Source organism: Leifsonia sp. 1010 (genome assembly GCF_031455295.1).
Classification (GTDB): domain Bacteria; phylum Actinomycetota; class Actinomycetes; order Actinomycetales; family Microbacteriaceae; genus Leifsonia.
Window position 1 is genome coordinate 301342 of the sequence record NZ_JAVDSL010000002.1, and the last position, 15290, is coordinate 316631.

Genomic DNA, 15290 nt, shown 5'->3' on the forward strand with positions numbered 1-15290 from the left:
TGCCCGCCCCCGAACTTCGGCACACGAGGAGTCCTGTTTGCGTTTCGTACTCGCCATCGTCGCGTTCGTCGTCGCCGCGGTCATGATCGTGGCCGGCATCGCGCAGCGCACCGTCTTCGCTCCGCCGACCCACATCGAGGCCGGCACCTCCGTGTCCGGCGACCCGCGGTACGTGGTCGTCGACGGCTCGGTGCTGAACGCTCATCCTGGCCAGCAGACGCTGACCGTGACGGGCGCCCCCGACGGCGCGAAGCAGGTCGTGGCTTACGGCCGTACAGCGGACGTGAAGGCCTGGCTCGACGATCAGAAGTACGTGGAGGTGGGCTACCGCACCTCCACCGGCAAGCTGACCACGAAGAACGTTACGCCGAAGGCGGCCGACACGAAGGACGACGGCACGAAGGACGGCGGCGCGAAGGACGACGGAGGCGCGGCATCCGGCTCGACCGCGACGCCGGCTCCCGCGGCCACACCGTCTCCGTCCGCGTCCGCCGGGGCCGCATCCGGGTCGACGAGCGGTGCCGCCGCAACGACCGCCGGACCCGACCCGGCCGGCTCCGACCTGTGGCTCGAGGAGTTCGACGGCCAGGCCGCCCAGGTCACCCGCATGAACATCCCGGACGACGTCAGCGTCATCGTCGCCTCCGACGGCACGAAGGCCGCGCCGTCGCGTGTCACCGTCACCTGGCCGGTCGACTCGAGCACGCCGTGGGCCTTCCCGCTGATCATCGGCGGCATCGTCCTGCTGATCATCGGCATCGCCCTCTATCTCTGGGGCCTCTACACGCATCGCCGCTCGCGCGGCCCTCGCCGGAAGAGCGGACCGAAGATGCCCAAGCTGCCCAAGGCCCCCAAGTACAAGCCCACCGCCATGATCGAGACCACACGGCGCGGCCGCCGCTCGACCCGCCGCGCACGCGTCATCATCCCCGCAGCCCTCGCCGGAGTCCTCGCGCTGACCGGCTGCACCACGGGTACGGACGCCGCGACGACGCCGACCAAGACCGCGACGCCGCTCGCCACCGAGGCGCCGGACGCCAAGGACCAGCTGCCTCCCGCCGTCACGGTGCCCCAGCTGGAGCGGATCGTGAAGCGCGTCTCCGAGTCCGCCGCGCAGGCCGACGCGAAGGCCAGCCCCGACCTCGCCAAGGAGCGATTCACCGGACCCGCCCTGCAGCTCCGCGAGGCCAACTACGCCATCCGCGCGAAGAAGGCCGACGAGCCGGCGCTGCCCGCCATCCCGGCCAGCCCGATCGTCCTGTCGCTCCCGCAGGCCACCGACGCCTGGCCGCGCACCGTCGCGGCCGTGATCGAGACGCCGAAGGACGCCAAGGGCACTGCTCAGGCGCCGATCGCGATCACCATGGTGCAGGAGACCCCGCGCGACAACTATCAGGTCGAGTACGCCGTGTCGCTCGAGCCCAAGGCGAAGGTTCCGAACCTCGCCCCGGCGAGCATCGGCTCCGCGGTCGTGCCGCCCGACTCCAAGCTGCTCGCCCTGCCGCCCCAGAAGGTGGCCGCCGCGTACGGCGACATCCTGATGAACGGCGACAAGAGCCAGTACGCCAACCTGTTCAGCGCCGAGGGCGACACCCTGCGCACCCAGGTCGGAGCGGAGTGGAAGGCGAAGCAGAAGTCCATAGTCCCCGCCACGGCGTCGCTCGAGTTCACCAGTCAGCCCGGAAGCGGGACGGACGTGGCCATGGCCACCAACGACTCCGGCGCCATCGTGTGGACGGACCTGCAGGAGTCGCAGGTGCTCAGGGTCGTCGAAGCGGGCGCCGAGGTCAACGCCGGAGTCACGTCGGCAGCCTTCACGGGCGTCGCGTCGTCGAAGACGGGCATCGAGTCGACCTTCGGCTACCAGCTGGCGTTCTACGTCCCGCCGGCCGGCTCCGACTCGAAGATCACCCTGCTCGGCTTCGCCCAGGGCATGGTCTCCGCCAAGCAGCTCTGACCCATCCACCGTCGAGTACACGAAAACTGCACGCTCTCTGCCGGATGAGCGTGCAGTTTTTGCGTACTCGACGGGGGAGTGGAGGGTGCTCGGCGCGCGGGGGCGGCGGGGACGCGAGTATCCTTGATTCTCGTGCTGTTACGCGACGCGCGCACGCATCTGGAGGAACAATGAGCAATGTCCCGCCGCCGCCCACCAACCTGCGCGGAGCTGTCGATCTGAGCTCCCTGGTCAACCGGCCCCCGGCAGGCGAGGCCCCGGCCGGGCAGCCGCCCGCGGGTGCGATCACCCTTCCGAGCCTCTTCTTCGAGGGCACGGACGCGAACTTCAACGACTTCATCGACCTGTCGATGCGGGTGCCGGTCGTCGTCGACCTCGGCACCGAGCGGTCCGACCAGTGGAAGCAGTTCACCGCCGTCCTCGACCGCGTGATCGCCGGCTTCGGCGGGCGTCTGGTGCTGGTGAAGGTGGATGTGGATGCCAACCCGCAGCTGGCGCAGGCGTTCCAGGCCCAGTCCGTGCCCGCGGTCGCCGCGCTCGTGGCCGGGCGACCCGTCCAGCTCTTCGTCGGCGCCCTGCCGGAGTCGCAGATCGCGGACGTGTTCGAGCAGCTTTTGCAGCTCGCCGCGCAGAACGGCGTGACCGACACCGTGACCGTCGAGGGCGGAGCGGCCCCCGACGCCGACGCTGCGGCGGCGGAGCCTGCACCGGAGCCGCCGCTCCCTCCGCTGCACGCCGAGGCGTACGACGCGATCGAGCGGGGCGACTACGAGGGCGCGATCCGCGCATACAAGACCGCGATCGCGCAGGACCCGCGCGACACCCTTGCGGTGGCCGGCCTCGCGCAGGTGAGCCTCCTGGCGCGCCTGAGCGGGCACACGGCGGACGAACTCCGTTCGGCCGGAGCCCAGGCGCCCGACGACGTGGATGCGCAGCTCGGCGTGGCCGACCTCGACATCTCGGGCGGCCACATCGACGACGCCTTCGACCGCCTGCTCACGCTCTTCCCGAAGCTCGACGCGAGCGGCAAGGAGACCGTTCGCACGCGCATCCTCGAGTATTTCGAGATCGTCGGCGTCGACGACCCTCGTGTCGGCAAGGCGAGGGCTAGGCTGGCCTCGCTGCTGTACTGAGCCCGTCCCCACCGGGCAGCGGACGGCGGCCCATCGTCGTGCCGGCGATCTCCGGCAGTCGAAGCTGAGGGAGTGACCCGCATGTCCCGTGTGCTCGTCATCGGAGGCACCGGCCTGGCCGGCCGCGCCGTGACCGCCGAAGCCGTCGAACGCGGCCACGAGGTGGTCGTCGCCGCCCGCCGCGTGCCGGACGACGACTCCGAGCAGTTCGTCCTCGGCGCCACCTACGTCACGGCGGACATCGTGACCGGCGACGGGCTCGAGGAGGCGGTCGACGGCGTCGACGTCCTGATCGACGCCAGCAACGCGGTCGGCAAGCAGGCAGCCCACGTCTTCGCCACCGGAGCGCAGAACCTCCTGCACACGGCCGCCCGCTTCGGCGTGCAGCGTGCCGTGCTGCTCTCGGTCGTCGGCGCCGACCGCTCGGCGTATGGCTACTACCGCGCGAAGGCCGCACAGGAGCGCGCCTACCTCGAGTCGCCGCTCGACACCCGGGTGGTGCGCGCGACGCAGTTCCACGACTTCGTCACCGCGATCTTCGACCGGGGGAGGCCGCTGGGCGCCATCCTGTCGCCCTCCGGCGTGCGGTTCCAGCCCATCGCGGTGACCGACGTCGCCCGCGTGCTCGTCGACGTCGCCGAGGGCGCGGGGGAGCCCGACAGCGTGATCAACATCGGCGGACCCCGGGTGGAGTCGGCCCGCGACCTCGCCGAGCAGCGCAAGCGGGCCAGCGGGAGCCGCCGCTACATCCTGCCCGTCCGGCTGGGCGGGCCGCTCGGGACGACGTGGCGCGCCGGACGCAACCTGGTGCCGGAGCACGCCGTCGACGGCGTCGGCTACGGCACCTGGCTCGAGACCGGCACCTGACGGCGGCCGACCGCAGGCCCGGCTAGCGCCGGGGCTTCAGCCAGAGGGCGCCGAGCGGCGGAAGCGTGAGCACCGCCGACGCCTGCCGGCCCATCCACGGCTCGTCGAGTGCCGTCACCGAACCGAGGTTGCCGACCCCGGAACCGCCGTAGGCCTCCGCATCCGTGTTGAGCAGCTCCTCCCACTCGCCCGCGAACGGCAGCCCGACACGGTAGCCGCTGTGCGGCGCCCCGGAGAAGTTGAAGAGCATCACGATCGGGTCGCCGTCGCGGTCCTTCCGGAGGAACGCGATGACGTTCCCCTGAGCGTCCGACCCGTCGATCCACTCGAAACCGGCCGGCTCGTTGTCGAGCGCCCACAGCTGCGGGTTCTCGCGGTAGAGCGTGTTCAGCTGGGCGACGAGGTTCCAGAGGCCCTGATGCGCCGGCTGGTCGAGGATCCACCAGTCGAGCCCGCGCTCCTCGCTCCACTCCGACGGCTGGCCGAACTCCTGGCCCATGAACAGCAGCTGCTTGCCGGGATGCGCCCACATGTACGCCAGGAACGCGCGCACGTTCGCCAGCTGCTGCCAGTGGTCGCCGGGCATCTTCGTGAGCAGGGAGCCCTTGCCGTGCACGACCTCATCATGGCTGATCGGCAGCAGGAAGTTCTCGCTCCAGGCGTAGACGAACGAGAACGTGATCTCGCTGTGGTGGTAGCTGCGGTACATCGGGTCCTCGTGGATGTACTGCAGCGAGTCGTGCATCCAGCCCATGTTCCACTTCAGCCCGAAGCCGAGTCCGCCGGACGACGTCGGCGCGGTCACGCCGGGGTAGCTCGTCGACTCCTCGGCGATCATGACCGTTCCGGGGTTGCGCTTGTACGCGGTCGCGGTGACCTCCTGCAGGAAGCCGATCGCCTCCAGGTTCTCGCGGCCGCCGTGGATGTTCGGCACCCACTCGCCCTCGGCACGCGAGTAGTCGAGGTACAGCATGGAGGCGACGGCATCGACCCGGAGGCCGTCGATGTGGAACTCCTCCAGCCAGTACAGGGCATTCGCGACCAGGAAGTTGCGCACCTGCGAGTTGCCGTAGTCGAAGATGTAGGTGCCCCAGTCCTTGTGCTCGCCGCGGCGCGGGTCGGCGTGCTCGTAGAGCGGCTGGCCGTCGAAGCGGGCGAGCGCCCAGTCGTCCTTGGGGAAGTGCCCGGGCACCCAGTCGAGGATGACGCCGATGCCCGCCTGGTGCAGCCGGTCGATGAGGTACTTGAGGTCGTCGGGGGAGCCGAACCGGCTCGTCGGCGCGTAGTAGCCGGTGACCTGGTAGCCCCACGACCCGCCGAAGGGATGCTCGGCGAGCGGCAGGAACTCGACATGGGTGTACCCGAGGGCACCGACGTAGTCGATCAGCTGGTCGGCCGCCTCCCGGTAGCCGAGCCCGGGGCGCCACGACGCGAAGTGCAGCTCGTAGACGCTCATCGGGCCCGCGTGCGGGTCCGTCTCGGCGCGGCCGCGCATCCACTCGTCGTCCGCCCACTCGTGGCGGCTGACGGTGATGCGGGAGGCGGTCGCGGGAGGCGTCTCGGCGAACTGGGCCATCGGGTCGACCTTGCGGACCCAGCGGCCGTCCTGCGCCAGCAGGTCGAACTTGTAGATCTCGCCCTCGCCGAGGCCGGGGACGAACAGCTCCCACACGCCCGAGGCGCCCATGTTGCGCATGGAGTGGAGGGTGCCGTCCCAGCCGTTGAAGTCGCCGACCACGCGGACGGCGCGGGCGTGCGGCGCCCAGACGGTGAACGCCGTCCCGACGACGCCGCCGAGGTCGCGCACGTGCGCGCCGAGCGCCGTCCACAGCGTCTCGTGCCTGCCTTCGCCGATCAGGTGCAGGTCGAGCTGGCCGATGGTCGGCAGGAAGCGGTACGGGTCGTCCGCGGTCCAGGTGCTCCCGTCCTCGTAACGCGCCTCGATCAGGTACGCACCGGGGCCGACGATGTCGACGCCCTGCCAGATGCCGTGGCCGATGTGCGCCAGCTCGATGTGAGCGCCGTTCGGCAGCACCGCGAAGACCTCGGTGGCGAGCGGGCGGAGTGCCCGGATGACCGTGATCGGGTCGGCGACGCCCGGCGCGGCGACCTGGTGCTGACCGAGGATGGTGTGCGGGTCGTGGTGGCTGCCCGCGGCGACGGTCGCGAGCAGGGTGTCGTCGAGAGTGGGCAGGTCGACGGCGGCGGCACCTTCGGGGATCGGGGACATGGTTCTACTCCTCAGGTTGTCGGTCGGCGGTCAGAGCGGCCGGACGGCCAGGATGTGCACGGGCTCGGTGAACGCGTCCAGGCGCACGTAGTCGTCGGCGCCCCAGGTCCAGCGTTGGCCGGTCACGCGGTCCTTCACCTCGAACTGGGAGCCGAGCGGCAGGCCCAGCGCGGTCACATCCAGGTGCACGATCGTCTCGCGCACCGAGTGCGGGTCGACGTTGGCGACGACGATCACCGCATCCGGCTTTCCCGTCCGGGTGAACTTCCCGTCGAGATACTTCGAGTAGACGAGGATGCTGTCGTCCTCGCTGTAGTGGAGGTGCAGGTTGCGCAGCTGCCGGAGCGCCGGGTGCTCGCTGCGCGCCCGGTTCAGCATGGTCAGGTAGCCCGCGAGCGAGCGGCCCTGCGCCTGCGCCTTGGCGTAGTCGCGCGGGCGGTACTCGTACTTCTCGTTGTCGATGTACTCCTCGGCGCCGGGACGCGCGACGTTCTCGTACAGCTCGTAGCCGGAGTAGACGCCCCACGTGGGAGCGGCGGTCGCGGCGATGGCGGCGCGCACCTTGAAGGCGGCGGGGCCGCCGAACTGCAGGTACTCGGTGAGGATGTCGGGCGTGTTCACGAACAGGTTGGGCCGCAGGTAGTCGGCCGTCTCGTGCGCGAGCGAGTGGAGGAACTCCTCCAGCTCCTCCTTCGTGTTGCGCCACGTGAAGTACGTGTACGACTGCTGGAACCCGGCCTTCGCCAGGGTGCGGAGCAGCGCCGGACGGGTGAACGCCTCGGCGAGGAACACCACATCCGGGTCGGTCGCGTTGACCGTGTGGATGAGCCACTCCCAGAAGTGCAGCGGCTTGGTGTGCGGGTTGTCGACGCGGAAGATGCGGACGCCCAGCGACATCCAGTGCCGCACGATGCGCAGCACCTCCTGCCGCAGCCCCTCGTAGTCGTTGTCGAAGTTGATCGGGTAGATGTCCTGGTACTTCTTCGGCGGGTTCTCGGCGTATGCGATGGTCCCGTCGGGGAGGGTCGTGAACCACTCGGGGTGCTCGGTCACCCAGGGGTGGTCGGGCGACGCCTGCAGGGCGAGGTCGAGGGCGACCTCGAGGCCGGCCTGCTTCGCCTTGCCGAGGAAGAAGACGAAGTCCTTCTCGGTGCCGAGATCCGGGTGGATGGCGTCGTGGCCGCCCTCCGCGCTGCCGATCGCCCAGGGCGAGCCGGGGTCGTTCTCGCCGGCGTCGAGCGTGTTGTTCGGGCCCTTGCGGAACGTGCGGCCGATGGGATGGATCGGCGGCAGGTAGACGACGTCGAAGCCCATCGCCGCGACCTCGGGGAGGCGCTTCGCCGCGGTGCGGAACGTGCCCGACTTCCAGGAGCCGTCGGGCAGCTGCTTCGCGCCCTCGGAGCGCGGGAAGAACTCGTACCAGCTGCCGACCCCGGCGCGCGTGCGCTCCACCTGGATGGCGCGTGTGGCCGAGAGGGTGGGAAGGCCGACGACCGGGCGCTCGGTGAGCACCTGCTGGATGCGCTCGTCGACGGCGGCGGCGAAGCGCTCATCCACTGGCCGCTTGGTGTCCGCGACGACCTTGGCCGCCTCGGAGAGGTGCCTCCGCTCGGCGGTGCTGCGGCGCTTGTCCTTGGAGGCGGTGACCAGCAGGTCGTGGCCCATCGTCAGCATCAGCTCGACGTCGATCCCGGCCGGGACCTTCACCTCGGCGTTGTGGTGCCAGGTGGCATACTCGTCGGCGTACGCCTGAACGCGGTAGCGCCAGAGACCGGTCTGGTCGAGCTGCACCTCCACCTCCCACCGGTCGGTGCCGGCGGTCAGCGGGTGCATGTGGTGCTCGGTCTGCTGCCCCGCGGGGTCGAGCAGGATGAGGTCGACGCCGATCTTGTCGTGCCCCTCGCGGAACGCGGTCGCGCGGAACGGGATGACCTCCCCGCTGAACGCGGTCGCCGCCCAGAGGCCCTCATCCACCTGGGGGGAGAGCTCGAGGATGGGGATACGGCCGAGCAGGGGCTCGTACGGGCCCGGTTCCGGGGCGCTGGGGGCCGCCTCTGTCGCGGCGGCTGATGACCTGGTCGCTGCGTTCTTCACCACGCACCCGACCGTACACTCATTAACCCGCCCGTCATGCGGCTCGTTTACAGTGGACCGAGTGAAGGCCATCCGAAGATTCACCGTCCGCGCCGTCCTCCCCGAGAACCTCTCAGCACTGGAGGAGATCGCAGGCAACCTCCGCTGGTCCTGGCACGAGCCCACCAAGGAGCTGTTCGCCCGCATCTCGCCCGAGCTGTGGCAGCAGGTGAGGCATGATCCCATCGCCCTCCTCGGCGCCGTCGAGCCGTCGCGGCTCGCCGAGCTCGCCGCCGATCAGGGCTACGTCGACTGGGCGAACCACATCCGCGACGACCTGCGCGCGTACATCCACGACCCGCGCTGGTACCAGTCGCTCGGCGATGCCGCGCCGCAGACCATCGCCTACTTCTCGCCCGAGTTCGGCATCGCCGCGACCCTGCCGCAGTACTCCGGCGGTCTCGGCATCCTCGCCGGCGACCACCTCAAGGCCGCAAGCGACCTCGGCGTGCCGCTCGTCGCCGCCGGGCTGTTCTACCGCTCCGGCTACTTCTCGCAGGCGATCACGCCCGACGGCTGGCAGCTGGAGAGCTACCCCGTGCTCGACCCGGACGGACTGCCGCTCAGCGTCCTCCGCAACCCCGACGGCACGCCCGTCCAGATCTCCCTCGCCCTGCCGGACGGCGTGCTGCACGCCCGCGTCTGGCAGGCGGCAGTGGGCCGCGTGAAACTGCTGCTGCTCGACACCGACATCCCCGACAACGAGGAGCGCCTCCGCTCGGTCACCGACCGCCTGTACGGCGGCGGCGGCGAGCACCGGCTCCTCCAGGAGCTGCTGCTCGGAATCGGCGGCGTCCGCGCCGTGAAGGCGTGGACCGAGCTGACCGGCGCACCCGAGGCGGAGGTGTTCCACACCAACGAGGGGCACGCCGGCTTCCTGGGCCTGGAGCGCATCTCCGACCTGATCGGCGAGGGGCTCACCTTCGACCAGGCGCTGCAGGTCGTGCGCGCGGGGACCGTGTTCACGACGCACACGCCCGTCCCGGCCGGCATCGACCGGTTCGACAAGACGCTGATCCAGCGGTACTTCTCCACCTCCCTCCTGCCGGGAGTCAGCGCCGACCAGGTGCTGCCGCTCGGCGCGGAGGACTACCCGGGCGGCTCACCCGACGTGTTCAACATGGCGGTCATGGGCCTGCGCCTCGGCCAGCACGCGAACGGCGTCTCGAAGCTCCACGGCGACGTCTCCCGACACATGTTCAACGGCCTCTACCCGGGATTCGACCCGCAGGAGGTGCCGATCGACTCGGTCACCAACGGCGTCCACGCGCCCACCTGGACCGACCCGATGCTCCGCGCTCTCGCACTCGAGCGCCTCGGCACCGAGGACACGACGCACGCCGACTGGGGCAACGCGTCGGCCGTCGGCGACGCCGATCTGTGGGGCGTCCGCAACCGGATGCGCGAGCAGCTGGTGCAGGACGCGCGGCGCCGCCTGATGGCGGCGTGGGAGGACCAGAACCCGGGCGGCATCGCGCCGGCGTGGATGAGCGACCTGCTCGATCCGAACGTCCTCACCATCGGCTTCGCGCGGCGTGTGCCGACTTACAAGCGGCTCACCCTGATGCTGCACGACCCGGACCGGCTGCGCCGCATCCTCACCGACCCCGAGCGGCCCGTGCAGTTCGTCATCGCCGGCAAGTCGCATCCCGCCGACGACGAAGGCAAGCGCCTCATCCAGAAGCTCGTGCAGTTCGCGTCGGAGGCGGACATCCGCCAGCGCATGGTGTTCCTGCCCGACTACGACATCGGGATGGCGCAGCTGCTCTATCCCGGAACCGACGTCTGGCTGAACAACCCGCTCCGACCCCTGGAGGCGTGCGGGACCTCGGGCATGAAGGCGGCCCTCAACGGCGCCCTCAACCTGTCGATCCTCGACGGCTGGTGGAACGAGTTCTACGACGGCGAGAACGGCTGGGCCATTCCGTCCGCGGACGCGGCCGGGGACGGCGCCGAGCGCGACGCGCTCGAGGCCGAGGCGATGTACGACCTGATCGAGCACCAGATCGCGCCGCGCTTCTACGAGCGCGACGGCGACGGCGTCCCGACCGCGTGGGTCTCGCGCATCCGCCACACGCTCGCCACGCTGTCGTCGCCGCTCTCGGCCGAGCGCATGGTGCGCGAGTACGTCGAGCGGCTCTACCTCCCGGCCTCGGACTACGAGAACCGGCTGAGCGAGAACGACTACGCCGAGGCGCGGTCGCTCGCCACCTGGAAGCAGCGGGTCGAGAGCGCGTGGCCCGGGGTCGCGGTGACGCACGTGGACGCGGGCGGTGTGGATGCGGTGCCGCAGGTCGGCGACGAGCTGCACGTGCGGGCCCTGGTCCAGCTGAACGGGCTGTCGCCGGACGACGTCGAGGTGCAGGTGGTCTACGGCCGCAGCCAGGAGGGCGACGAGCTCACCGACGTGCACCGGCAGGCGCTGACGGTCGACAACGGCGTGCCGGGCACGCACGACGCGTCGGTCGCGCACGAATTCGTCGGCACGGTGCGGCTGGGCTGGGCGGGTTCGTTCGGCTACACGGTCCGCGTGGTGCCGGTGAACGACCTGCTGCTCACCCCCGCCGAGCTCGGCCTCGTGACCACCGCCTCCTGACCCTCCGCCTCCTGACCCCAGCCAACAGCTCCTGAGTTTTTCGGCCACCGAACGGCGTGTCGGGGCGAAAAACTCAGGAGCTGATGGCGGGGTCAGCGGGTCAGGCGGACGGCGAGGACGGTGGCGTCGCCGGCGGGATGCGTCATGGTCGCGCCGTCGCGGGTGAAGCCGTTGCGGCGGTAGAAGGCCTCGGCACGGCCGTTGCCGTCCATGACCCAGAGGTACGCCGGTGCGTCGCCGATCGCGGCGTCGAGCAGCCGCTGGCCGGCGCCCGAGCCGTAGGCGCTCGCGAGCAGGTAGATGCCCTCCAGCTCGCGGTCGCGCGGTGCGTCGTCGTCGCGTCCTCGGCCTGCGGTCGCCCAGCCGACGATCGTGCCATCGCGCTCGGCGACGAAGGCGTCGGTCTCGCCGCGCTCCAGGATGCGGGTCCAGCCCTCCGCTCGGGACCCCACGTCCATGGACGCCAGGAACTCGGCGGGCATGTGTCCGGCGTACGCCTCGCGCCACGCCGTGACGTGCACCTCCGCGATGCCGCGCGCGTCGTCGACGGTCGCCCGCCGCACCGTCACCTCGGTCATTTCGCGATCGCTCCGAAGCTTCCGTCGGTCGCGCGCAGCAGGTCGTCGGGGGAGAGCTCCACGTCGAAGCCGCGCTTGCCGCCGGACACGAACACGGTGTCGAACAGCTGCGCCGTCTCATCCACCACCGTGGTGTGCCGCGTCTTCTGACCGATCGGGCTGATGCCGCCGACCACATAGCCGGTGCGGCGCTCGGCGACGGCCGGATCGGCCATGGTCGCCCGCTTGGCGCCGACTGCGGCGGCGAGCGCCTTGAGGTCGAGCATCCCGGTCACCGGGACGACGCCGACGACGAGCCCGAGATCCGTGTCGGCCAGCAGCGTCTTGAAGACGCGGTCCGGCTCGACGCCCAGCGCGTCGGCCGCCTCCAAGCCGAACGACGGCGCGGCCGGGTCGTGCTCGTACGGATGCGCGGTGAAGGGGATGCCCGCAGCGGTCAGCGCAACAGTCGCCGGAGTCCCCGCCGGCGCCTTCTGCCGGGCCATCAGACGCGCGGTCCGTTCGCCCGGTACAGCTGCATCGACGTGCCTCCGACGAGTCGCGTGTCGCCGGGGGCGAACTCGGTCGCGTCCTCGGGGATCGGGACCTCGGTCGCCGAGTCCCACAGCAGCTGGTACGAGGTGACCCCGGGGGCCGCAGGGAGCGACACCTCCACGTCGTCCTCCACCCCGTGCACGATGAGCAGGATGCGGTTGAACTCCTCCTTGTCCGGCGTCGACGCCGCGAGGTACTGCAGCGTGCGGTTCTCCGGGGAGTTCCAGTCCTCGTCGTCCATGCGCTGACCCGTCGCGTCGTACCAGTCCATGTGGCTGGCGTTGGGCGTCGTCTGCCCGTCGACGGCGTACCGGCTCGGGCGGAGCGCCGGGTTCTCGCGCCGCAGCTGCAGCAGCCGTTTCGTGGTGTCGTACTGCTCCCGCTGCTCGCGTGTGCGCAGCCAGCTCAGCCAGGTGAGCTCGCTGTCCTGGCAGTACGCGTTGTTGTTGCCGCGCTGACTGCGTCCGTACTCGTCGCCCGCGGTGATCATCGGGACGCCGGCGGAGAGCAGCAGCGTGCCCAGCAGGTTCCTGATCGCCTTGCCGCGCATGAGCAGGATGGCCTCATCCGTCGTCGGCCCCTCCACGCCGTGGTTGAACGACCGGTTGTTGTCGGTTCCGTCGCGGTTGTTCTCGCCGTTGCCGAGGTTGTGCTTCACGTCGTAGGCGGTGAGGTCGGCCATGGTGAAGCCGTCGTGCGCGGTGACGAAGTTCACCGAGGCGAGCGGTCCGCGCTCGGGCGAGAAGGTGTTGGAGGAGCCGGCCAACCGGGTGGCGAACCCGCCGATGCCGACCGGCGCCTGCCCGTTGCGGCGGGCTTCGGCGATGTCGGCGAGCCAGAAGTTGCGCACGCGGTCGCGGTAGCGGTCGTTCCACTCGGACCAGCCGGCGTGGTCGTCGGACGGCCCCGGGAAGTTTCCGGTCTGCCATCCGCCGAGCCCCACATCCCATGGCTCGGCGATCAGCTTGACCCCCTGGAGCGCCGGATCGGCGGCCGCGGCGACGAGCAGTGGATGGTCGCGATGGAAGGATGCGTCGGTGCCGCGCCCGAGCGTCGCCGCCAAGTCGAACCGGAAGCCGTCGATCTGCATCTCGTTCGCCCAGTAGCGGAGCGAGTCGAGCACGAGCCGCTGCGGGACGGGGTTGCCGAAATCGACCGTGTTTCCGCATCCCGTCACGTCGATGTACGCGCCGGTCTTGTCGTGCCGGTAGTAGGTCGCGTTGTCGATGCCGCGGAAGCTGGTGCGCGGACCACCCATGCCCTCTTCGGCGGTGTGGTTGTAGACGACGTCGAGGATTACCTCGATGCCGGCGAGGTGCAGCAGCTTGACCATGCCCTTGAACTCGGCGAGCACGGCCTCCGGACCGGCCGCCTGCGCCGCGCGCGATGCGTACGGGCCGTGTGGCGTGAAGAAGTTCAGCGTGTTGTAGCCCCAGTAGTTGGTGAGGCCCTCCTGCTGCAGGCGCTGCTCCGAGACGAAGGCCTGAACCGGCAGGAGCTCGACCGCGGTGACGCCCAGATCCTTCAGGTAGGCGATGGTCGACTCGTGCGCGAGGCCCGCGTAGCTGCCGCGCAGCTCCTCGGGAACTGCCGGATTCAGCCGGCTGATGCCCTTCACGTGCGCCTCGTAGATCACGGTGTGGTCGAGCGGGGTGCCGGGTTTGCGCGCATCCCCCCAGTCGAAGCCGTCGGCGACGACGACGGAACGCCAACCGTCGGAACTGACATGCAGGAGGCCGCGCGCGTACGGGTCGATGAGGAGCGCTTCGGGATCGAATAGGTTGCCGGGCGCCTGCGGGCCGGACACGCGGACGGCGTACCGGCTGCCGACCGTGAGTGAGCGCGAGCGGCCCACCCAGACGTCGTTCGCATCCCGGGTCATCGGCACGGTCTTGACCAGCCAATCCGGGTCGTGCTCGTCGAACAGGCACAGCTCCATGGCATCCGCGTTGGCCGAGAAGACCCTCAGCTCACCCCCGTGCGGCCCGACACGGACGCCCAGGTTGCGCAGGGGATCGGTCGAGGTCATGCGATCTAGAGTAGTGACACACGCCTGGATACTTCGGAGGGCACCGTGCCGGTCTACCTCGACCACGCCGCAACCACGCCGATGCGCCCGGAGGCGATCGCCGCCTACACCGAGGCCATGGGCGTCGTCGGCAACCCGTCGAGCATCCACAGTCAGGGGCAGCAGGCCAGGCGGATGCTAGAGGAGGCCCGGGAGACGGTCGCAGCGAGCCTCGGCGCCGACCCGATCGAGGTGGTGTTCACCTCCGGCGGCACGGAGGCGATCAACCTCGCGATCAAGGGCATGTTCTGGGCCAGGAACGACGGCGCGCGCCGACCGCGCATCGTGGCGCCCGGAGGCGAGCACCACGCGACGGTCGACACCGTCGAGTGGCTGGAGCGCGCCGAGGGAGCCGAGATCTCGTGGCTTCCCCTCGACGGTGAGGGCCGCATCCTCGTGCCGGAGCGGATCGCCGGAGACGACGCTGCTCTGCTGACCTTCCTGGCGGTCAACAACGAGGTCGGGACGATTCAGCCCGTGTCGGCGCTCGCCGCGGTCGCGCGCGCCGCGGGGGTTCCGGTGCATGTGGACGCGGTGGCTGCCTATGGCCACCTGCCGATCGACTTCGCGGGGCTCGGGGTGGATGCGCTCAGCGTCTCGGCGCACAAGATCGGCGGGCCGGTGGGGATCGGCGCGCTCGTGCTGAGCCGCGCATCCACCGTCGTCCCGCTGATCCACGGCGGCGGCCAGCAGCGGCAGGTGCGCAGCGGGACGCAGGACGTCGCCGCCGCCGTGTCGTTCGCGACCGCCGCCCGGCTGGCGGAGGCGGAGCGCGAGGCCGAGACGGCGCGGCTCTCCGCGCTGCGCGACCGCCTCATCGCGGGGGTGCGAGCGGCGGTGCCGGAGGCCGTGCTCAGCGGGCCAGAGCCCTCGTCGGGGGAGCGGGTCGCCTCGAACGCGCACTTCACCTTCCCCGGCGCGCAAGGCGACTCCTTGCTGTTCCTGCTCGATCTCGCGGGCGTGTCCGTGTCGACCGGATCGGCGTGCCAGGCGGGCATCCCGGAGCCGTCGCACGTGCTGCTCGCGATGGGACGCGACGAGACGGAGGCGCGCAGCGCCCTGCGGTTCACGCTGGGGCGCGGCTCGACGGACGCGGACGTGGATGCGCTGCTCGCGGCGCTGCCGGGCGCGTACGCCCAAGCGTCGCGCGCGGGACTCGCGGAGCGGGCGCCGCGCCTCGGCCGCTAGCGCCCG

10 protein-coding genes are annotated in these 15290 nt (G+C 70.7%); 5 read left to right on the forward strand and 5 right to left on the reverse strand.

All coding sequences use genetic code 11. The features are described 5' to 3' along the window. The first annotated feature begins 37 nt into the window (after positions 1–37). The 3 genes from J2Y42_RS12180 to J2Y42_RS12190 all read left to right on the forward strand — a co-directional run bounded on the left by J2Y42_RS12180 (position 38) and on the right by J2Y42_RS12190 (position 3957). Positions 38–1957 (forward strand): hypothetical protein, encoded by a 1920-nt coding sequence (locus J2Y42_RS12180; RefSeq protein WP_309858901.1) that lies wholly within the window; start codon positions 38–40, stop codon positions 1955–1957. Between the two features lie 170 nt (positions 1958–2127). Beyond that, entirely contained in the window at positions 2128–3090 is a 963-nt protein-coding gene (locus tag J2Y42_RS12185) for a tetratricopeptide repeat protein (RefSeq protein WP_309858905.1), read from the forward strand. An 81-nt stretch (positions 3091–3171) separates the two neighbouring features. Next, on the forward strand, positions 3172–3957 hold the full coding sequence (locus tag J2Y42_RS12190) for an NAD(P)H-binding protein (protein ID WP_309859533.1): 786 nt from the start codon (positions 3172–3174) through the stop codon (positions 3955–3957). Between the two features lie 22 nt (positions 3958–3979). On the opposite strand, the gene glgB is transcribed toward J2Y42_RS12190, so the two are convergent. Both glgB and J2Y42_RS12200 read right to left on the reverse strand, forming a co-directional pair. Continuing rightward, the gene (glgB, locus tag J2Y42_RS12195; RefSeq protein WP_309858908.1) at positions 3980–6187 is read right to left on the reverse strand and encodes a 1,4-alpha-glucan branching protein GlgB; all 2208 of its coding nucleotides are present in this window, start codon (positions 6185–6187) and stop codon (positions 3980–3982) included. 30 nt (positions 6188–6217) lie between these two features. Further along, the gene (locus tag J2Y42_RS12200; RefSeq protein WP_396427154.1) at positions 6218–8284 is read right to left on the reverse strand and encodes an alpha-1,4-glucan--maltose-1-phosphate maltosyltransferase; all 2067 of its coding nucleotides are present in this window, start codon (positions 8282–8284) and stop codon (positions 6218–6220) included. 58 nt (positions 8285–8342) lie between these two features. Here J2Y42_RS12200 and glgP point away from each other — a divergent pair, with 58 nt between their 5' ends. Further along, positions 8343–10916 (forward strand): alpha-glucan family phosphorylase, encoded by a 2574-nt coding sequence (glgP, locus tag J2Y42_RS12205; RefSeq protein WP_309858911.1) that lies wholly within the window; start codon positions 8343–8345, stop codon positions 10914–10916. Positions 10917–11008: 92 nt separating this feature from the next. Here glgP and J2Y42_RS12210 read toward each other — a convergent pair whose 3' ends face one another. From J2Y42_RS12210 to glgX, 3 genes are read right to left on the reverse strand one after another with little or no spacing between them, the layout of a single operon-like run. Next, positions 11009–11494, reverse strand: coding sequence for a GNAT family N-acetyltransferase (locus J2Y42_RS12210; RefSeq protein WP_309858914.1), 486 nt, complete (start codon positions 11492–11494; stop codon positions 11009–11011). Beyond that, positions 11491–11979, reverse strand: coding sequence for a Cys-tRNA(Pro) deacylase (gene ybaK, locus J2Y42_RS12215; RefSeq protein ID WP_309858917.1), 489 nt, complete (start codon positions 11977–11979; stop codon positions 11491–11493). The genes J2Y42_RS12210 and ybaK overlap by 4 nt, the downstream gene beginning before the upstream one ends. Next, the gene (gene glgX / locus J2Y42_RS12220) at positions 11979–14057 is read right to left on the reverse strand and encodes a glycogen debranching protein GlgX (protein WP_309858920.1); all 2079 of its coding nucleotides are present in this window, start codon (positions 14055–14057) and stop codon (positions 11979–11981) included. Before glgX ends, ybaK begins: the two co-directional genes overlap by 1 nt. A 45-nt stretch (positions 14058–14102) precedes the next feature. On the opposite strand from glgX, the gene J2Y42_RS12225 reads away from it, so the two are divergent. Continuing rightward, positions 14103–15284, forward strand: a complete 1182-nt coding sequence (locus J2Y42_RS12225; protein ID WP_309858923.1) for a cysteine desulfurase family protein — start codon at positions 14103–14105, stop codon at positions 15282–15284. The last annotated feature ends 6 nt before the right edge of the window (positions 15285–15290 follow it).